At 54.8% G+C, this 18771-nt stretch carries 16 protein-coding genes and 8 tRNA genes; 23 read left to right on the top strand and 1 reads right to left on the bottom strand.

Features of this window, described 5'->3' with window-relative positions:
* Positions 1 to 63: 63 nt before the first annotated feature.
* The 13 genes from nagB to L370_RS09060 all read left to right on the top strand — a co-directional run bounded on the left by nagB (position 64) and on the right by L370_RS09060 (position 7038).
* Positions 64 to 864, top strand: a complete 801-nt coding sequence (gene nagB / locus L370_RS09000; RefSeq protein ID WP_008501061.1) for a glucosamine-6-phosphate deaminase — start codon at positions 64 to 66, stop codon at positions 862 to 864.
* A gap of 55 nt (positions 865 to 919) precedes the next feature.
* Positions 920 to 2068: an N-acetylglucosamine-6-phosphate deacetylase gene (nagA, locus tag L370_RS09005; protein WP_023334906.1), complete on the top strand. Its 1149-nt coding sequence runs from the start codon at positions 920 to 922 to the stop codon at positions 2066 to 2068.
* 8 nt (positions 2069 to 2076) lie between these two features.
* Positions 2077 to 3297: a DNA-binding transcriptional regulator NagC gene (locus tag L370_RS09010; protein WP_021242995.1), complete on the top strand. Its 1221-nt coding sequence runs from the start codon at positions 2077 to 2079 to the stop codon at positions 3295 to 3297.
* A gap of 45 nt (positions 3298 to 3342) precedes the next feature.
* Entirely contained in the window at positions 3343 to 4095 is a 753-nt protein-coding gene (nagD, locus tag L370_RS09015) for a ribonucleotide monophosphatase NagD (protein WP_023310763.1), read from the top strand.
* A 249-nt stretch (positions 4096 to 4344) separates the two neighbouring features.
* Positions 4345 to 6009 carry an asparagine synthase B gene (gene asnB / locus L370_RS09020; RefSeq protein ID WP_014069343.1) on the top strand — a complete coding sequence of 555 codons (1665 nt, stop codon included), beginning with the start codon at positions 4345 to 4347 and terminating at the stop codon, positions 6007 to 6009.
* A 226-nt stretch (positions 6010 to 6235) separates the two neighbouring features.
* Positions 6236 to 6312, top strand: a tRNA-Met gene (locus L370_RS09025).
* Between the two features lie 8 nt (positions 6313 to 6320).
* Positions 6321 to 6405: transfer RNA gene (locus L370_RS09030), tRNA-Leu, on the top strand.
* 23 nt (positions 6406 to 6428) lie between these two features.
* Positions 6429 to 6503 (top strand) — tRNA-Gln (locus L370_RS09035).
* A 32-nt stretch (positions 6504 to 6535) separates the two neighbouring features.
* Positions 6536 to 6610, top strand: a tRNA-Gln gene (locus tag L370_RS09040).
* 32 nt (positions 6611 to 6642) lie between these two features.
* Positions 6643 to 6717 (top strand) — tRNA-Gln (locus L370_RS09045).
* Positions 6718 to 6734: 17 nt separating this feature from the next.
* A tRNA-Met gene (locus tag L370_RS09050) sits at positions 6735 to 6811 on the top strand.
* Between the two features lie 40 nt (positions 6812 to 6851).
* Positions 6852 to 6926, top strand: a tRNA-Gln gene (locus L370_RS09055).
* Positions 6927 to 6963: 37 nt separating this feature from the next.
* Positions 6964 to 7038, top strand: a tRNA-Gln gene (locus tag L370_RS09060).
* A 123-nt stretch (positions 7039 to 7161) separates the two neighbouring features.
* Here the strand turns inward: L370_RS09060 and ubiF are convergent.
* Positions 7162 to 8337: a 3-demethoxyubiquinol 3-hydroxylase gene (gene ubiF / locus L370_RS09065; protein ID WP_023334905.1), complete on the bottom strand. Its 1176-nt coding sequence runs from the start codon at positions 8335 to 8337 to the stop codon at positions 7162 to 7164.
* 135 nt (positions 8338 to 8472) lie between these two features.
* Here ubiF and miaB point away from each other — a divergent pair, with 135 nt between their 5' ends.
* The 10 genes from miaB (at position 8473) to rihA (ending at position 18745) form a co-directional block, all read left to right on the top strand.
* On the top strand, positions 8473 to 9897 hold the full coding sequence (miaB, locus tag L370_RS09070; protein WP_023334904.1) for a tRNA (N6-isopentenyl adenosine(37)-C2)-methylthiotransferase MiaB: 1425 nt from the start codon (positions 8473 to 8475) through the stop codon (positions 9895 to 9897).
* A 163-nt stretch (positions 9898 to 10060) separates the two neighbouring features.
* A complete protein-coding gene (locus L370_RS09075) occupies positions 10061 to 11107 on the top strand; it encodes a PhoH family protein (RefSeq protein ID WP_008501053.1) in 1047 nt (348 codons plus the stop codon).
* Entirely contained in the window at positions 11104 to 11571 is a 468-nt protein-coding gene (gene ybeY, locus L370_RS09080) for an rRNA maturation RNase YbeY (protein WP_008501052.1), read from the top strand. Before L370_RS09075 ends, ybeY begins: the two co-directional genes overlap by 4 nt.
* A gap of 89 nt (positions 11572 to 11660) precedes the next feature.
* Positions 11661 to 12539 (top strand): CNNM family magnesium/cobalt transport protein CorC, encoded by an 879-nt coding sequence (corC, locus tag L370_RS09085; protein WP_021242574.1) that lies wholly within the window; start codon positions 11661 to 11663, stop codon positions 12537 to 12539.
* A gap of 5 nt (positions 12540 to 12544) precedes the next feature.
* A complete protein-coding gene (gene lnt, locus L370_RS09090; protein ID WP_023334903.1) occupies positions 12545 to 14083 on the top strand; it encodes an apolipoprotein N-acyltransferase in 1539 nt (512 codons plus the stop codon).
* Between the two features lie 400 nt (positions 14084 to 14483).
* The gene (locus tag L370_RS09095) at positions 14484 to 15389 is read left to right on the top strand and encodes an amino acid ABC transporter substrate-binding protein (RefSeq protein ID WP_023334902.1); all 906 of its coding nucleotides are present in this window, start codon (positions 14484 to 14486) and stop codon (positions 15387 to 15389) included.
* Between the two features lie 155 nt (positions 15390 to 15544).
* Entirely contained in the window at positions 15545 to 16297 is a 753-nt protein-coding gene (locus L370_RS09100; protein WP_023334901.1) for an amino acid ABC transporter permease, read from the top strand.
* On the top strand, positions 16284 to 16958 hold the full coding sequence (gene gltK, locus L370_RS09105; RefSeq protein WP_023334900.1) for a glutamate/aspartate ABC transporter permease GltK: 675 nt from the start codon (positions 16284 to 16286) through the stop codon (positions 16956 to 16958). The genes L370_RS09100 and gltK overlap by 14 nt, the downstream gene beginning before the upstream one ends.
* The gene (locus L370_RS09110; RefSeq protein WP_014883001.1) at positions 16958 to 17683 is read left to right on the top strand and encodes an amino acid ABC transporter ATP-binding protein; all 726 of its coding nucleotides are present in this window, start codon (positions 16958 to 16960) and stop codon (positions 17681 to 17683) included. Before gltK ends, L370_RS09110 begins: the two co-directional genes overlap by 1 nt.
* Before the next feature lie 120 nt (positions 17684 to 17803).
* Positions 17804 to 18745 carry a pyrimidine-specific ribonucleoside hydrolase RihA gene (rihA, locus tag L370_RS09115; RefSeq protein WP_023334899.1) on the top strand — a complete coding sequence of 314 codons (942 nt, stop codon included), beginning with the start codon at positions 17804 to 17806 and terminating at the stop codon, positions 18743 to 18745.
* Positions 18746 to 18771: the final 26 nt, after the last annotated feature.

Here is an 18771-nt window from a genome sequence, read left to right as displayed (position 1 = left end):
ACGCTTTAGTATCAGGTTCCGAAGCCATCCGCCCACTCTTCTACTTAAACTTTGAGGTGAACAATGAGACTGATTCCCCTGGCAACTGCTGAACAAGTCGGTAAATGGGCCGCTCGCCATATCGTAAACCGCATTAACGCGTTCAAGCCGACCGCCGATCGTCCTTTCGTTCTTGGCCTTCCGACCGGCGGCACGCCGCTGACCGCCTACAAGGCGCTGGTTGAGATGCATAAAGCAGGCCAGGTTAGCTTCAAACATGTTGTGACCTTCAATATGGATGAATACGTTGGCTTACCGAAAGACCACCCGGAGAGCTACCATAGCTTTATGCACCGCAATTTCTTTGATCACGTTGATATCCCCGCAGAAAATATTAACCTGCTGAATGGAAACGCGCCGGATATTGACGCAGAATGCCGTCAGTATGAAGAAAAAATCCGTTCCTACGGTAAAATCCACCTGTTCATGGGGGGTGTAGGGAATGATGGTCATATCGCGTTTAACGAACCGGCGTCATCTCTGGCTTCCCGTACCCGTATTAAAACGCTGACCCATGACACGCGCGTGGCAAACTCCCGTTTCTTTGACGGTGACGTTAACCAGGTTCCAAAATACGCCCTGACCGTAGGCGTAGGCACCCTGCTGGATGCCGAAGAAGTGATGATTCTGGTGCTGGGCGGCGTGAAAGCGCAGGCGCTCCAGGCTGCCGTTGAAGGCAACGTTAACCATATGTGGACCATCAGCTGCCTGCAGCTGCATCCTAAATCCGTCATCGTCTGCGACGAGCCGTCCACGATGGAGCTGAAGGTCAAAACGCTGAAATACTTCAACGAGTTAGAAGCTGAGAACATCAAAGGTCTGTAATTGAATAACCGCCTCTTTATCAAGAGGCGGCCGCTTTTTTTAACCGGGGGTCGTTATGTACGCTTTAACCCACGGTCGGATTTTTACCGGCCATGAAATTCTGGATGACCATGCGATTGTTATCGCTAATGGCCTGATTGAACGTGTTTGCCCGCTGGCAGAGCTGCCGCCGGAGATTGAACAGCGCTCACTCAATGGAGCAGTAATCTCCCCCGGTTTCATCGACGTACAGCTCAACGGCTGCGGCGGTGTGCAATTCAATGATACCGCCGATGCGGTGACGGTCGAAACGCTGGAGATCATGCAGAAAGCCAACGAGAAATCGGGCTGCACCAGCTATCTGCCAACGCTCATCACCAGCAGTGATGACCTCATGAAACAGGGTATCCGCGTGATGCGCGAATACCTGGCCAAACACCCTAATCAGGCGCTGGGTCTGCACCTTGAAGGACCATGGCTGAATATGGTCAAGAAAGGCACGCATAACCCGAATTATGTGCGTAAGCCTGATGCGGAGCTGGTTGATTACATGTGCGCGAACGCCGATGTGATCACCAAAGTGACGCTGGCGCCTGAAATAGCGGGAACGGATGTCATCAGCAAACTGGCTGGCGCCGGGATTATCGTTTCAGCAGGCCACTCAAACGCCACGCTTAAAGAAGCGAAAGCCGGTTTCCGCGCGGGCATTACCTTCGCAACGCACCTTTACAACGCCATGCCGTATATCACGGGGCGTGAGCCGGGCCTGGTCGGGGCGATTCTGGATGAGCCAGACGTTTACTGCGGCATTATTGCTGACGGCTTACACGTCGATTACACCAATATTCGCAACGCTAAGCGGCTGAAAGGTGACAAGCTTTGTCTGGTGACGGATGCCACCGCACCGGCAGGTGCAAATATTGAGCAGTTCATTTTTGCCGGTAAAACAATATACTACCGCAATGGACTGTGTGTGGATGAAAACGGTACGCTGAGCGGTTCCTCTTTGACCATGATTGAAGGGGTGCGTAACCTGGTTGAACATTGCGGGATTGCGCTTGATGAAGTCCTGCGTATGGCCACCCTTTATCCGGCTCGCGCAATGGGCGTGGATAAACAGCTCGGCGGAATTGCACCAGGTATGGTTGCAAACCTGACGGCATTCACACACGATTATAAAATTATTAAGACCATCGTTAATGGTAACGAGGTCGTCACTGAGTAAGTAAAAGTATGACACCTGGCGGACAAGCTCAAATCGGTAATGTCGATCTCGTTAAACAACTTAACAGTGCGGCGGTGTACCGCCTGATTGACCAGCACGGACCCATCTCGCGAATTCAGATAGCCGAACAAAGCCAGCTTGCTCCCGCCAGCGTGACAAAAATTACCCGCCAGCTCATTGAGCGCGGTCTGATCAAAGAAGTCGATCAGCAGGCCTCCACCGGGGGCCGCCGCGCGATCTCCATTATTACCGAAACCCGCAATTTTCAGGCAATTGGCGTCCGTCTGGGCCGCCATGACACCACGCTCACGCTGTACGATCTGAGCAGTAAAGCCATTGCGGAAGAACACTACCCTCTTCCGGAGCGCACCCAGGAGACGCTGGAGCATGCGCTGCTCAATACCATCGCGCAGTTTATTGAAAGCTGTCAGCGCAAGATCCGCGAACTCATTGCCATCTCCGTCATTCTGCCCGGTCTGGTCGACCCGGAAAGCGGCGTGATCCGCTATATGCCGCACATTCAGGTTGAAAACTGGGGGCTGGTCGACGCGCTGGAAAAGCGTTTTAAAGTGACCTGCTTTGTGGGCCACGACATTCGCTCGCTGGCGCTGGCAGAGCACTACTTTGGTGCGAGCCAGGACTGTGAAGACTCTATTCTGGTGCGCGTTCACCGCGGAACGGGCGCAGGAATTATCTCTAACGGCCGTATTTTTATTGGTCGCAACGGTAACGTCGGCGAGATTGGCCACATTCAGGTTGAGCCCCTCGGGGAGCGCTGCCACTGCGGCAACTTCGGTTGTCTTGAAACCATTGCCGCCAACACGGCCATCGAGCAGCGCGTTCGCCATCTCCTTGAACAGGGTTACCAAAGCCGCGTCACGCTTGACGATTGCAAGATAGGCACCATCTGCAAAGCCGCCAATAAGGGCGACGCGCTGGCCTGCGAAGTGATCGAGCAGGTAGGACGCCACCTGGGGAAAACCATTGCCATCGCCATTAACCTGTTTAACCCACAAAAAGTGGTGATTGCCGGTGAAATTGTGGAAGCGGAAAAGGTGCTGCTCCCCGCCATTGAGGGCTGTATTAATACCCAGGCGCTGAAAGCATTCCGCCAGAATCTCCCGGTGGTTCGTTCAAAGCTTGACCATCGCTCGGCGATTGGCGCGTTTGCGCTGGTCAAACGCGCCATGCTCAACGGAATTCTGCTGCAGCATTTGCTGGAAAGTTGATCGGACCTTATAGTAACGCCTTCTTTTTTTGATGTCGGAATGTCCATGACCATTAAGAATGTAATTTGTGATATCGACGGCGTGCTGATGCACGACAACGTTGCCGTGCCGGGTGCTGCGGAGTTTCTGCACCGCATCATCGACAAAGGAATGCCTCTGGTTCTGCTCACGAACTACCCTTCCCAAACCGGTCAGGATCTGGCTAACCGCTTTGCCACGGCGGGCGTCGACGTTCCGGACAGCGTGTTTTATACCTCGGCAATGGCCACGGCGGATTTTCTGAAGCGTCAGGAAGGGAAAAAAGCCTACGTGGTGGGTGAAGGTGCGCTGATACACGAGCTGTACAAAGCTGGCTTTACCATCACCGATGTGAACCCTGACTTTGTTATTGTTGGCGAAACGCGCTCCTTTAACTGGGAGATGATGCATAAAGCGGCATACTTTGTCGCCAGCGGCGCGCGCTTTATCGCCACCAACCCGGATACGCACGGCCGTGGTTTTTATCCTGCCTGCGGTGCACTCTGCGCCGGTATCGAGAAAATCTCAGGTCGTCAGCCGTTTGTGGTCGGGAAACCGAGCCCGTGGATCATTCGTGCCGCGCTCAACAAGATGCAGGCCCACTCTGAAGAAACCGTTATTGTTGGCGACAACCTGCGCACCGATATTCTGGCCGGATTCCAGGCGGGTCTGGAGACGATTCTGGTCCTCTCAGGCGTCTCTCAACTTGATGACATTGATTCGATGCCGTTCCGGCCAAGCTGGATTTACCCCTCCGTCGATGAAATCGACATCATCTGATACCGAACCACGCCACAGAGCGTGGTTTTTCATTTATGGCGTACACAAATAAAAGCCCATCTAACAAAAAGCACGTTTTATTGCATAATCATCAATAAAAGAATTCATGACGTACTCTTTTTTCACTATTCCGCAATCACCATTGCACTATTTCCGTTTTCACCCGTAAAACGCTTGCGCGCCCTGCCCCTTTGCGGCATTTTCATAAGCAAGCAACATTACAACGCAACAGGGTTAACGGAGAAGGTTATGTGTTCAATTTTTGGCGTACTGGATATTAAAACTGACGCAGGCGAACTGCGTAAAAAGGCACTCGAACTGTCCCGCCTGATGCGCCATCGCGGCCCGGACTGGTCAGGCGTTTACGCCAGTGACAAAGCGATTCTGGCTCACGAACGTCTGTCTATTGTTGACGTCAACGCCGGTGCACAGCCGCTGTATAACGAGAAAAAAACGCACGCGCTGGCTGTCAACGGTGAAATCTACAACCACCAGGCGCTGCGCGCCGAATATGGCGACCGCTACGCGTTCCAGACCGGTTCTGACTGTGAAGTGATCCTGGCGCTGTATCAGGAGAAAGGGCCTGAGTTCCTGGACGACCTCCAGGGCATGTTCGCCTTCGCCCTGTACGACAGCGAAAAAGATGCTTACCTGATTGGCCGTGACCATATCGGCATTATCCCGCTGTACATGGGCCACGATGAGCACGGCAACTTCTATGTTGCCTCTGAAATGAAAGCCCTGGTACCGGTCTGCCGCACCATCAAAGAATTCCCGGCGGGCAGCTATCTGTGGAGCAAAGACGGTGAGATCCGTCAGTATTATCAGCGTGACTGGTTCGATTTCGACGCGGTAAAAGACAACGTCACGGACAAAGCCGAGCTGCGTCAGGCCCTGGAAGATTCCGTGAAAAGCCACCTGATGTCCGACGTGCCTTACGGCGTGCTGCTCTCCGGCGGTCTGGACTCCTCCGTGATCTCCGCAATCACCAAGAAATTCGCGGCCCGTCGCGTGGAAGATCAGGAGCGCTCAGAAGCCTGGTGGCCACAGCTGCACTCTTTTGCCGTTGGCCTGGAAGGCGCTCCTGACCTGAAAGCCGCGCAGGAAGTGGCGAACCACCTCGGCACCGTGCACCATGAAATTCATTTCACCGTGCAGGAAGGTCTGGATGCGATCCGCGATGTGATCTATCACATTGAAACCTATGACGTGACCACCATCCGCGCCTCGACCCCGATGTACCTGATGTCGCGTAAGATCAAAGCGATGGGCATCAAGATGGTGCTCTCCGGTGAAGGTTCTGACGAAGTGTTTGGCGGTTACCTGTACTTCCACAAAGCGCCGAACGCCAAAGAGCTGCACGAAGAGACCGTACGCAAGCTGCAGGCGCTGCATATGTTTGACTGTGCGCGCGCCAACAAAGCGATGTCCGCCTGGGGTGTGGAAGCGCGCGTGCCGTTCCTGGATAAGAAATTCCTCGACGTGGCGATGCGCATCAACCCGCAGGACAAGATGTGCGGCAACGGCAAAATGGAAAAACATATCCTGCGCGAATGTTTTGAATCCTACCTGCCGGCGAGCGTGGCATGGCGTCAGAAAGAGCAGTTCTCTGATGGCGTAGGATATAGCTGGATTGACACCCTGAAAGAAGTGGCGGCGAAACAGGTTTCTGACCAACAGCTGGAAACCGCAAGCTTCCGCTTCCCTTACAACACGCCGGGCTCGAAAGAGGCGTATCTGTACCGTGAAATTTTTGAAGAGCTGTTCCCGGTGCCGAGCGCTGCGGAGTGTGTACCGGGTGGCCCGTCCGTCGCCTGCTCTTCAGCCAAAGCGATTGAATGGGATGAATCGTTCAAATCCATGAACGATCCATCAGGACGCGCGGTAGGCGTTCACCAGTCAGCCTACAAATAATCACTCAGCTCGCAATCAGGCCCCTCAGGGGCCTGATTTTTTTGCCTCACATTTCACCGCCTAAATCTGATTAATAACCAATAATTGCCGAATATTCGGCCACGCTGTTCGCAACCTAACCAAACAGTCACATTCCGGCTATTTTCGTTGAAAAAGGTGTTGACGCTGCAAGGGTCTATACGCATAATGCGCCCCGCAACGCCGATAAGGTAACGCGAAAAAAGATGGCTACGTAGCTCAGTTGGTTAGAGCACATCACTCATAATGATGGGGTCACAGGTTCGAATCCCGTCGTAGCCACCATCTTTTTTGCGGGAGTGGCGAAATTGGTAGACGCACCAGATTTAGGTTCTGGCGCCGCAAGGTGTGCGAGTTCAAGTCTCGCCTCCCGCACCATTCCCAGGTAAGCGTTGCACGGATGGGGTATCGCCAAGCGGTAAGGCACCGGTTTTTGATACCGGCATTCCCTGGTTCGAATCCAGGTACCCCAGCCATATTTCTTCGATTTTGCGGTTCTCCGCGGTATTGGGGTATCGCCAAGCGGTAAGGCACCGGTTTTTGATACCGGCATTCCCTGGTTCGAATCCAGGTACCCCAGCCATATTTCTTCGATTTTGCGGTTCTCCGCGGTATTGGGGTATCGCCAAGCGGTAAGGCACCGGTTTTTGATACCGGCATTCCCTGGTTCGAATCCAGGTACCCCAGCCATCGAAGATTGCAGTACTGGCTACGTAGCTCAGTTGGTTAGAGCACATCACTCATAATGATGGGGTCACAGGTTCGAATCCCGTCGTAGCCACCAAATTAAGATTGTCGATTATTCGGTAATCAACACAAATTGTTGGGGTATCGCCAAGCGGTAAGGCACCGGATTCTGATTCCGGCATTCCGAGGTTCGAATCCTCGTACCCCAGCCAATTTAAAAAAGTCGTTAAGCAGTTTGTTTAACGCAATTGGGGTGTCGCCAAGCGGTAAGGCTCTGGTTTCTGATACCAGCATTCCGGGGTTCGAATCCCTGCACCCCAGCCACTTAAGTAACAAAAAAGCCCGCTCTGCGGGCTTTTTTGTTTTTGTTGTTCAGAATTGTGCTGCCTGATTCCCCCTCCCCCTAACCCTCTCCCCAAAGGGGCGAGGGAATAGTCGGAGCAAAGATTAAAGTCCTAAGGCGTATTTCAGCGCCTGACGTTTCAGACCGCCGGCACGCTCCGCTGCCATCAATCCAATATTACGCAGAATGCGCACCGGGGCTAAGTCATTGCTAAACCCGGCGTAGAAAAGATCCATCCCCGACTGCATGATAAAATTGTCCGCCATGCGTCGCGTCTGGTAACGCTTGAGAATCTGATGGCTGGCCCAGTTTTCCGCGTGCCCGCGGGCGCTGCCCAGCACATCCAGTAACGCATCGACATCACGGTACCCCAGATTCACGCCTTGCCCGGCCAGCGGATGAATGGTGTGCGCTGCATCGCCCACCAGCGCCAGCCCTTCACGGACATACTGCAAAGCATGGCGCCGCGTGAGGGGAAACGCCCCGGCAGCCACCGGCGTAACGTTGCCCAGACGGCTCGGAAAATGCAGGCGAATTTCCCGCTGCAATTGTTCCATGTTCATCCCCTGCAGCTGGCGAATGCGTGCCGGTTTGTCGTACCACACCAGCGACGCCCAGTTATCAAACAGCGGTAAAAAGGCGTGCGGACCGTTCGGCGTAAAGTGCTGCCACGTGCTTTCTCCCGGCGCATTCTCGCACTCGACGGTAATCAGCATGCAGGATTGCTCATACTGCCAGGCATGAACGCCGATACCCGCCATCTGTCTGACCTGCGAGTTAGCGCCGTCCGCCCCAACGACCAGCTTCACGGCCAGTGCATCGCCGCTGTCGAGCGTCAGTAAATAGCCGCTCTCATGAGGATGCAGTGCCTTAAGCGACGCCGGAACACGCAGCGTCACCTTTGGGTGCGTCTCCAGCGCCTGCCAGAGCGCCAGCTGGAGCACGTTGTTTTCCACCATATAACCCAGGCGCGGCAGCTTCAGCTCAGCGGCATCAAACGCGACGTGGGCATTTTCCCACTCCCAGGTTTCAAGACGGCTGTAAGGATGGGCGCGCATCGCCAGCACCGCCTCCCAGACGCCCAGCCCGCGCAGCAGATCGACGGACGCCGCGCTGATCGCGGAAATGCGCACATCCGGTTTGCTGGTGGGATCGAAGGCCGGCGGAGCAGCCTGTTCAATTACCGTTACCTCAAATCCCTGCTGCGCCAGCCCCAGCGCCAGCGCGCCGCCGACCATACCGCCGCCGACAACGGCAACTTCGGTGTGTAGGAGTGTCATGGTCAATTTTCCTTATTGGAGAATCCCTTAAGTTTACCGGATTTTTGCTGTCCTGAGGCACATAACCTTCATACTGGTCACAACCCCACCAAAGCATTACAATACGCGGCTTGCAATCCTGAGCTGAGCAAGTCGATGACTAAAAAACTCCATATAAAAACCTGGGGCTGTCAGATGAACGAATACGATTCATCCAAGATGGCCGATCTGCTGGATTCAACCCACGGATACCAGCTGACAGAAAATGTGAAAGAAGCGGACGTGCTGCTGCTGAACACCTGTTCGATTCGTGAAAAAGCGCAGGAAAAAGTGTTTCACGTGTTAGGCCGCTGGAAGCTTCTCAAGCGAAAAAATCCGGACCTGATCATCGGCGTGGGTGGCTGCGTCGCGTCGCAGGAAGGCAAGCTGATCCGCCAGAGAGCCCCGTATGTGGATATTGTCTTTGGCCCTCAGACCCTGCATCGCCTGCCGGAGATGATCAATCAGGTTCGCGGCAACCGTAGCCCGGTTGTTGACGTCAGCTTCCCGGAGATCGAAAAGTTTGACCGTCTGCCGGAGCCGCGCGCCGATGGCCCAACCGCCTTCGTCTCCATCATGGAAGGCTGCAACAAATACTGCACTTACTGCGTGGTGCCCTACACCCGCGGTGAAGAAGTCAGCCGTCCGGCAGACGATATTCTGTTTGAAATCGCCCAGCTTGCCGCACAGGGCGTTCGTGAAGTGAACCTGCTGGGCCAGAACGTTAATGCCTGGCGCGGGGAAAACTACGACGGCACCACCGGCAGCTTTTCTGAACTGTTGCGTCTGGTGGCGGCGATTGACGGCATCGACCGCATTCGCTTTACCACCAGCCATCCGATGGAGTTTACCGACGACATCATTGACGTGTATCGCGATACGCCAGAGCTGGTGAGCTTCCTGCACCTGCCGATTCAGTGTGGCTCTGACCGCGTGCTAAACCTGATGGGCCGCCCGCATACGGTGCTGGAGTACAAATCCACCATTCGTAAGCTGCGTGAAGCGCGTCCGGATATCCAGATCAGCTCCGATTTTATCGTCGGCTTCCCTGGCGAAACTGCTGATGACTTCGAGCGCACCATGAAGCTCATCGGCGAAGTGAATTTTGACGTCAGCTACAGCTTCATCTTCTCTGCGCGCCCTGGAACACCAGCCGCAGACATGGTTGACGATGTGCCGGAAGAAGAGAAAAAGCAGCGTCTGTATATTCTGCAGGAGCGTATTAACCAGCAGGCTAACGCGTGGAGCCGCCGTATGCTCGGCACCGTTCAGCGCATTCTGGTGGAAGGCACCTCCCGCAAGAGCATTATGGAACTCTCCGGTCGTACCGAAAACAACCGCGTGGTGAACTTTGAAGGCACCCCGGATATGATCGGTAAATTCGTGGACGTCGAAATTGTCGAAGTGCTGACCAACTCGCTGCGCGCGAAGCTGGTACGCACCGAGGATGAAATGGGCCTGCGTATTGCCGAGTCACCGGAATCCGTAATCTCTCGTACCCGTAAAGAAAACGATTCTGGCGTGGGGATTTACCAGCCTTAATCCTCCTGGCCTGCCTTTCCGGCAGGCCTTGTATTTCCTCTCATCGTCCCCAATATCTTCCGCAACGCTTGCGCCTTTATTCTGTGGCGTGAATAATTTCGGTAATGACCGTTTTATTACGCCCTATCGCAATGGGTCAGTTAACCAATTAAAGAGGAACAGTTTGAATATAGATACGCGTGAAATTAGCCTTGAGCCAGCAGACAACGCTCGCCTGCTGAGCCTGTGCGGGCCGTTTGATGACAACATCAAACAACTGGAGCGACGTCTGGGTATCGAAATCAATCGTCGCGATAATCATTTCAAACTTACCGGACGCCCTATCTGCGTCAACGCCGCTGCGGATATTCTGCGTAGCCTGTATGTGGATACATCTCCCATGCGCGGCGAAATTCAGGATATCGAACCGGAACAAATTCACCTCGCCATTAAAGAGGCGCGCGTGCTTGAGCAGAGCGCGGAAAGCGTGCCGGACTACGGTAAGGCAATCAATATCAAGACCAAACGTGGCGTCATTAAGCCGCGTACGCCAAATCAGGCGCAGTACATCGCCAATATTCTCGACCACGACATCACCTTCGGGGTGGGGCCTGCAGGGACGGGTAAAACCTATCTCGCCGTTGCCGCTGCGGTAGATGCGCTGGAACGCCAGGAGATCCGTCGCATCCTGCTGACCCGTCCGGCCGTTGAAGCGGGCGAAAAGCTGGGCTTCCTGCCAGGCGATCTGAGCCAGAAAGTCGACCCGTATCTGCGCCCTTTATACGATGCGCTGTTCGAGATGCTCGGCTTTGAGAAGGTTGAGAAGCTCATTGAGCGTAACGTTATCGAAGTTGCCCCGCTCGCCTACATGCGCGGCCGTACGCTGAACGATGCGTTCATCATTCTTGATGAAAGCCAGAACACCACCATCGAACAGATGAAGATGTTCCTGACGCGTATCGGTTTTAACTCGAAAGCGGTCATCACCGGTGACGTCACCCAAATCGACCTGCCGCGCAGCACCAAATCCGGCCTGCGCCATGCCATTGAGGTGCTGGCCGAGGTCGACGAAATCAGCTTTAACTTCTTCCACAGTGAAGACGTGGTACGCCACCCGGTGGTCGCGCGTATCGTTAACGCCTATGAAGCCTGGGAAGAGGCGGATCAGAAGCGTAAGGCCGAACTGGCCGCAGAACGTAAGCGCGAAGCGCAGGAGCAAGAACAGAAATGAGTCAGGTGATCCTCGATTTACAGCTGGCCTGTGAAGACAATTCCGGCATGCCAGATGAGGCACAGTTTCAGAAATGGCTGGATGCCGTTATTCCGCAGTTTCAGGAAGAATCAGAAGTCACGATTCGCCTGGTGGATGAAGCAGAAAGCCATGAGCTTAACCTGACCTATCGTGGGAAAGATAAGCCGACAAACGTGCTCTCTTTCCCATTTGAAGCACCGCCGGGCATTGAGATGCCGCTGCTGGGCGATCTGATCATCTGCCGTCAGGTGGTTGAGCAGGAGGCCAAAGAGCAGCAAAAGCCGCTTGAGGCCCACTGGGCGCATATGGTGGTACACGGCAGTCTGCACCTGCTGGGCTACGATCACATTGAAGATGACGAAGCGGAAGAGATGGAGTCCCTCGAGACAGAGATAATGCTTGCTCTGGGCTATGAGGATCCGTACATTGCCGAGAAAGAATAGTCCGTCATCTGACGGACTCACATGCCGCCACGAAAGGACATCACGTGGCGGTAAACGTTGAACTAACAAGAGAACCCTTAACAAACGCCATGAGCGACGACAATTCACACAGTAGCGACACGACAACCAGTAAAAAGGGATTTTTCTCCCTCATTCTGAACCAGCTTTTCCACGGCGAACCCAAAAACCGTGATGAACTGCTGGAGCTGATTCGTGATTCCGGGCAGAACGACCTTATCGACGAAGATACGCGCGAAATGCTCGAAGGGGTTATGGACATCGCCGACCAGCGCGTTCGCGATATCATGATCCCCCGCTCGCAGATGATCACCCTGAAACGTAACCAGACGCTGGACGAGTGCCTCGATGTGATCATCGAATCCGCCCACTCGCGTTTCCCGGTCATCAGCGAAGATAAAGATCACATCGAAGGGATTTTGATGGCGAAAGATCTGCTGCCGTTTATGCGCAGCGATGCCGAAGCCTTCAGCATGGAAAAAGTGTTACGCCAGGCCGTGGTTGTGCCGGAAAGTAAACGTGTGGATCGGATGCTGAAAGAGTTCCGCTCTCAGCGTTACCACATGGCGATTGTTATTGATGAATTTGGTGGCGTTTCCGGACTGGTCACGATCGAGGATATTCTTGAGCTGATCGTGGGCGAAATCGAAGACGAGTACGACGAAGAAGAAGATATCGACTTCCGTCAGCTTAGCCGCCACACCTGGACCGTGCGCGCGCTGGCCTCCATTGAGGACTTCAACGACGCCTTCGGTACCCACTTCAGCGATGAAGAGGTCGATACCATTGGCGGGCTGGTAATGCAGGCCTTTGGCCACCTCCCGGCGCGCGGTGAGACCGTTGACATTGACGGTTACCAGTTCAAAGTGGCAATGGCCGACAGCCGACGTATTATACAGGTTCACGTCAGAACGCCGGACGACTCACCGGTGCCAAAACTGGAAGATTAATGTAAATGGCATTTGCCCCACTGCTTGAACGCCAGCGCGTCCGTTTGCTGCTGGCGCTGTTACTTGGAGCCAGCGGTACGCTGGCTTTCTCTCCTTACGATATCTGGCCCGCGGCCATTCTCTCCCTGATGGGGCTTCAGGGTCTGACCCTGAATCGTCGTCCGGTACAGGCTGCCGCTATCGGCTACTTCTGGGGGCTGGGGCTGTTTGGTTCCGGCATCAACTGGGTTTATGTCAGCATCGCCCAGTTTGGCGGTATGCCGGGCCCGGTTAACGTCTTCCTTGTAGTATTGCTCGCCGCGTATCTCTCGCTCTATACCGGCCTGTTTGCCGGTATTCTCTCTCGCCTGTGGCCAAAAACCACCTGGCTGCGCGTCGCTATTGCCGCGCCAGTGGTCTGGCAGATTACCGAATTCCTGCGCGGCTGGGTGCTGACGGGCTTCCCGTGGCTGCAGTTCGGCTACAGCCAGATTGACGGCCCGCTAAAGGGCCTGGCTCCGGTAATGGGTGTTGAAGCCATCAACTTCCTGTTGATGGTGGTGAGCGGCCTGCTGGTCCTGGCGCTGGTCCAGCGATGCTGGAAACCGCTGGCCGTGGCGCTGGTGCTGTTCGCCCTGCCCTTCCCGCTGCGTTATATCCAGTGGTTCACGCCCGAGCCCGAGCGCGCCATGCAGGTTTCCATGGTGCAGGGGAATATCCCGCAGTCCATGAAGTGGGATGAGAAAGAGCTGCTGAATACGCTGAAGATCTACGCCAACGCCACCGAAGAGGTGATGGGTAAATCCCAGCTGATTATCTGGCCGGAGTCTGCAATTCCCGATCTGGAAATTAACCAGCAGCCGTTCCTCAACATGATGAACGACCTGCTGCTGGCGCGCGGCAGCACGCTGATCACCGGGATTGTTGATGCGCGTCTGAATCAGCAGAACCGCTACGACACCTACAACACCATCATTACGCTCGGCAAAGACAGCGAGTACAGCTACCACTCCACTGACCGGTACAACAAGAACCACCTGGTACCGTTTGGTGAGTTTGTCCCGCTGGAGTCGATTCTGCGCCCGCTGGCCCCGTTCTTTGACCTGCCAATGTCCTCCTTCAGCCGCGGCCCGTACGTACAGCCTCAGCTGCACGCGCACGGCGTAGCCCTGACGGCGGCCATCTGCTACGAAATCATTCTCGGCGAGCAGGTGCGTGATAACTTCCGCCCGGATACTGACTATCTGCTGACCATCTCCAACGACGCCTGGTTTGGTAAGTCAATCGGCCCGTGGCAGCACTTCCAGATGGCACGCATGCGCTCTCTGGAGCTGGCGCGTCCGCTGCTGCGCAGCACCAACAACGGCATCACCGCCGTGATTGGCCCGCAGGGAGAAATCCAGGCGATGATCCCGCAGTTTACCCGTGAGGTGCTGACCACTAACGTCACGCCAACCACGGGGCTGACGCCATACGCGCGCACCGGCAACTGGCCGCTGTGGATTTTGACCGTGCTGTTCGGCTTTGGCGCAGTGCTGATGAGCCTGCGTCAGCGTCGTAAATAACCTTACCTTCTGTTGCCGGGTGGCGCTGACGCTTACCCGGCCTACTTTCCCATGCTGTAGGTCGGGTAAGGCGTAGCCGCCACCCGACAATTCCCTCCAGACACCCATATTGGCACGCCTATTGCTTTGTTTATTCAGGTAAACGCAGTTTGGCTTAACGTGCAACTTTGTCGCACCAGCGTAGATCATCGGCAGCACCGAAACGGTGCAACGGGAGATATTTGCCTCTGAATGGTGCGGCGCGCTTCGCAAAAATAAACAATAACGCAGCAAAATCTTTACATTAAGCCAGACTAAATGTTAACAAGCTTGCATAACACTGCACTCGCATTGCGCGAGATATAACAACATCACAATGGGTATCAAAGCGTCACTGGCGCTGATAAAAAAGGAGTTGGGTATGCAATTACGTAAACTGGCCACAGCAATGCTGGTGATGGGAATGTCTGCTGGCGTGGTTCACGCTGAAGATGCGCCGGCAGCAGGCAGCACTCTCGACAAGATTGCCAAAAACGGCGTCATCGTGGTCGGCCACCGTGAATCATCTGTCCCGTTCTCTTACTACGACAACACGCAAAAAGTCGTGGGCTATTCACAGGATTACTCCAACGCCATCGTTGAAGCTGTGAAGAAAAAGCTGAACAAACCTGACCTGCAGGTGAAGCTGATCCCAATCACTTCACAGAACCGTATTCCACTGCTGCAAAACGGCACCTTTGACTTCGAGTGTGGCTCCACCACCAACAACCTCGAGCGTCAGAAACAGGCTGCCTTCTCTGACACCATCTTTGTCGTGGGCACCCGTCTGCTGACGAAGAAAGGCGGTGAGATCAAAGACTTCGCTGACCTGAAAGGCAAAGCGGTTGTTGTCACCTCCGGTACCACGTCAGAAGTGCTGCTGCACAAGCTGAACGACGAGAAGAAAATGGATATGCGCATCATCAGCGCGAAAGACCATGGCGACTCCTTCCGTACCCTGGAAAGCGGTCGTGCCGTCGCGTTTATGATGGATGACGCCCTGCTGGCGGGCGAACGTGCAAAAGCGAAAAAACCAGACAACTGGGATATCGTCGGTACCGCGCAGTCGAAAGAAGCCTACGGCTGTATGCTGCGTAAAGACGATCCGCAGTTCAAAAAGCTGATCGATGACACCATCGCTCAGGTGCAGACCTCCGGCGAAGCCGAAAAATGGTTCGATAAGTGGTTCAAGAATCCGATTCCACCAAAAAACCTGAACATGAATTTTGAACTGTCTGAAGACATGAAAGCGCTGTTCAAATCTCCAAATGACAAGGCTCTTAACTAATTAGAACAACAGGGGCGGGATCTCCTGCCCTCTCGATTGTCGGGAAGCATGGACAGACTATACGTTGAGTGGTCGTTCCCCACTCTGCGCGAAAAATGAGCTTCTCACCAATCTTCGAGGGTAGCGCTGCTACCCTTTTTTTTCTGGAGTTTATTATGTCAATAGACTGGAACTGGGGCATATTCCTGCAACAAGCCCCGTTCGGCAACACCACCTATCTTGGCTGGCTGTGGAGCGGCTTTCAGGTCACCGTGGCATTATCGATAACGGCGTGGATCATCGCGTTTCTTGTCGGTTCTTTGTTCGGTATTCTGCGCACCGTCCCAAACCGTTTTCTTTCAACACTTGGCACCCTGTATGTGGAACTGTTCCGTAACGTTCCGCTGATCGTGCAATTCTTTACCTGGTATCTGGTCATCCCGGAACTGTTGCCGGAAAATATTGGCATGTGGTTCAAGTCGGAACTGGATCCAAACGTGCAGTTCTTTGTCTCCTCCATGATGTGTCTGGGGCTGTTTACCGCTGCGCGCGTTTGCGAGCAGGTGCGTGCCGCCATTCAGTCATTGCCGCGCGGACAAAAAAATGCGGGCCTGGCAATGGGCCTGACGCTGCCGCAAACCTACCGCTATGTGCTGCTGCCTAACGCCTACCGGGTTATCGTTCCACCGATGACCTCCGAGATGATGAACCTGGTGAAAAACTCGGCCATCGCCTCGACTATCGGCCTGGTCGACATGGCTGCACAGGCGGGCAAGCTGCTGGATTACTCCGCTCACGCATGGGAATCCTTCACCGCGATCACGCTCGCTTACGTTCTGATTAACGCTTTCATCATGCTGGTGATGAACCTGGTTGAACGCAAAATCCGCCTGCCGGGTAATCTGGGGGCAAATAATGTACGAATTTGACTGGAGTTCTATCGTTCCATCCATGCCTTACCTGCTTGATGGCCTGGTGATTACCTTAAAAATCACCGTTATCGCCATCATCATTGGTATCGTCTGGGGTACCCTGCTGGCCGTCATGCGCCTGTCGAGCTTTAAGCCGTTCGCCTGGTTTGCGACTGCCTACGTTAACGTGTTCCGCTCCATCCCGCTGGTGATGGTACTGCTGTGGTTTTACCTGATTGTGCCCGGCTTCCTGCAGAACGTGCTGGGGCTGTCGCCGAAAACCGATATCCGTCTGATTTCCGCCATGGTGGCGTTCTCAATGTTTGAGGCCGCTTACTACTCGGAGATTATCCGCGCGGGCATTCAGAGTATCTCCCGCGGGCAATCCAGCGCCGCGCTGGCGCTGGGGATGACCCACTGGCAGTCCATGCAGCTGATTATTCTGCCGCAGGCGTTTCGCGCCATGGTTCCGCTCCTGCTGACCCAGGGTATCGTGCTATTCCAGGATACCTCGCTGGTCTACGTTCTGAGCCTGGCAGACTTCTTCCGTACCGCGTCAACCATCGGTGAGCGTGATGGTACGCAGGTCGAGATGGTGCTCTTTGCGGGTGCGGTCTATTTTGTGATTAGTTTAAGCGCGTCGCTGTTGGTCAGCTGGCTGAAGAAAAGGACGGTATAATGATTTCCCTGAAAAATGTTTCGAAATGGTATGGGCACTTTCAGGTGCTGACCGACTGCTCCACTGAGGTTAAAAAAGGCGACGTGGTGGTGGTGTGCGGGCCGTCCGGCTCCGGTAAATCAACGCTGATCAAAACCGTTAACGGCCTGGAGCCGGTGCAGCAGGGTGAGATCGTCGTCAACGGTACCAAAGTGAACGACAAGAAAACCAACCTCGCCCAGCTTCGCTCTCACGTTGGCATGGTGTTCCAGCATTTTGAGCTGTTCCCTCACCTCTCCATTATTGAGAACCTGACGCTGGCGCAGGTGAAAGTGCTTAAGCGTGATAAAAAGGCGTCGCGCGAGAAAGGGCTGAAGCTCCTGGAACGCGTGGGTCTCTCGGCGCATGCCGATAAGTTCCCGGCTCAGCTTTCTGGCGGCCAGCAGCAGCGCGTGGCGATCGCCCGTGCGCTGTGCATGGATCCCGTTGCAATGCTGTTTGATGAGCCAACGTCGGCGCTCGATCCAGAGATGATCAACGAAGTACTGGACGTGATGGTCGAGCTGGCGCACGAAGGGATGACCATGATGGTGGTGACCCACGAAATGGGCTTCGCCCGTAAAGTGGCCAACCGCGTGATCTTTATGGACGAAGGGAAAATTGTGGAAGACTCTCCGAAAGAAGAGTTCTTCGCCAACCCGAAATCCGAGCGCGCTAAAGACTTCCTCGCCAAAATCCTGCATTAATCTCCACGGTGCGCAATCTGCGGATTGCGCACTGCTTCACGCTTTGCACCTCTTCTTCTCGTCGACTTCACTTCGCGGCGTTAACCTTGTCACAAAATAACGCTACGTATGGAGAACGCTATGGCACAACCGATCATTCTCGATTGCGATCCGGGTCATGATGACGCGATCGCGCTCGTCCTTGCACTTGCCTCCCCTGAACTCGACGTAAAAGCCGTCACCTCGTCCGCCGGAAACCAGACGCCTGAAAAAACCCTGCGCAACGTGCTGCGCATGCTCACGCTGCTCAAACGCACCGATGTTCCTGTCGCCGGTGGGGCCGTGAAGCCGCTGATGCGCGAACTGATTATTGCCGACAACGTGCATGGCGAAAGCGGGCTGGACGGTCCGGCACTGCCGGAGCCGGGTTTCACGCCGCAAAACTGTACCGCCGTGGAGCTGATGGCAAAAGTGCTGCGTGAAAGTGCAGAACCGGTAACGCTGGTGGCTACCGGACCACAAACTAACGTTGCGCTGCTGCTGAACAGCCATCCTGAGCTGCATAATAAAATTGCGCGTATTGTGATTATGGGCGGGGCCATGGGGCTGGGGAACTGGACGCCTGCGGCGGAGTTCAACATCTTCGTCGACCCGGAAGCCGCTGAGATTGTCTTCCAGTCCGGCTTACCGATTGTGATGGCGGGGCTGGACGTTACCCACCGCGCGCAGATTATGGTGGACGATATTGAGCGTTTCCGCTCGGTGGGCAACCCTGTTGCGACAACCGTGGCCGAGCTGCTCGACTTCTTTATGGAGTATCACAAAGCCGAGAAGTGGGGCTTCCACGGCGCCCCCCTGCACGACCCGTGCACCATTGCCTGGCTGCTGAAGCCGGAGATGTTCACCACGGTGGACAGATGGGTTGGCGTGGAGACGCAGGGGAAATACACCCAGGGAATGACGGTGGTGGATTATTACTCGCTGACGGGGAATGCGCCGAATACCACGGTGATGGTGGACATCGACCGGGAGGCGTTTGTGGATTTACTGGCGGAGAGACTGGCTTACTATAGTGCGGCCTGATGCCCTCACCCCAACCCTCTCCCACG

Origin of the sequence: Enterobacter sp. MGH 24 (assembly GCF_000493015.1) — a bacterium.
Classification (GTDB): Bacteria; Pseudomonadota; Gammaproteobacteria; order Enterobacterales; family Enterobacteriaceae; genus Enterobacter.
The sequence above is the reverse complement of the archived record's forward strand: the minus strand, read 5'-3'. Positions and strand labels throughout refer to the sequence as shown.

Excerpts from the sequence above, each read along its gene's own strand:
- nagB (WP_008501061.1), top strand. The coding sequence starts at position 64 with ATGAGACTGATTCCCCTGGCAACTGCTGAACAAGTCGGTAAATGGGCC.
- nagA (WP_023334906.1), top strand. The coding sequence starts at position 920 with ATGTACGCTTTAACCCACGGTCGGATTTTTACCGGCCATGAAATTCTG.
- L370_RS09010 (WP_021242995.1), top strand. The coding sequence starts at position 2,077 with ATGACACCTGGCGGACAAGCTCAAATCGGTAATGTCGATCTCGTTAAA.
- nagD (WP_023310763.1), top strand. The coding sequence starts at position 3,343 with ATGACCATTAAGAATGTAATTTGTGATATCGACGGCGTGCTGATGCAC.
- asnB (WP_014069343.1), top strand. The coding sequence starts at position 4,345 with ATGTGTTCAATTTTTGGCGTACTGGATATTAAAACTGACGCAGGCGAA.
- ubiF (WP_023334905.1), bottom strand. The coding sequence starts at position 8,337 with ATGACACTCCTACACACCGAAGTTGCCGTTGTCGGCGGCGGTATGGTC.
- miaB (WP_023334904.1), top strand. The coding sequence starts at position 8,473 with ATGACTAAAAAACTCCATATAAAAACCTGGGGCTGTCAGATGAACGAA.
- ybeY (WP_008501052.1), top strand. The coding sequence starts at position 11,104 with ATGAGTCAGGTGATCCTCGATTTACAGCTGGCCTGTGAAGACAATTCC.
- corC (WP_021242574.1), top strand. The coding sequence starts at position 11,661 with ATGAGCGACGACAATTCACACAGTAGCGACACGACAACCAGTAAAAAG.
- lnt (WP_023334903.1), top strand. The coding sequence starts at position 12,545 with ATGGCATTTGCCCCACTGCTTGAACGCCAGCGCGTCCGTTTGCTGCTG.
- L370_RS09095 (WP_023334902.1), top strand. The coding sequence starts at position 14,484 with ATGCAATTACGTAAACTGGCCACAGCAATGCTGGTGATGGGAATGTCT.
- L370_RS09100 (WP_023334901.1), top strand. The coding sequence starts at position 15,545 with ATGTCAATAGACTGGAACTGGGGCATATTCCTGCAACAAGCCCCGTTC.
- gltK (WP_023334900.1), top strand. The coding sequence starts at position 16,284 with ATGTACGAATTTGACTGGAGTTCTATCGTTCCATCCATGCCTTACCTG.
- L370_RS09110 (WP_014883001.1), top strand. The coding sequence starts at position 16,958 with ATGATTTCCCTGAAAAATGTTTCGAAATGGTATGGGCACTTTCAGGTG.
- rihA (WP_023334899.1), top strand. The coding sequence starts at position 17,804 with ATGGCACAACCGATCATTCTCGATTGCGATCCGGGTCATGATGACGCG.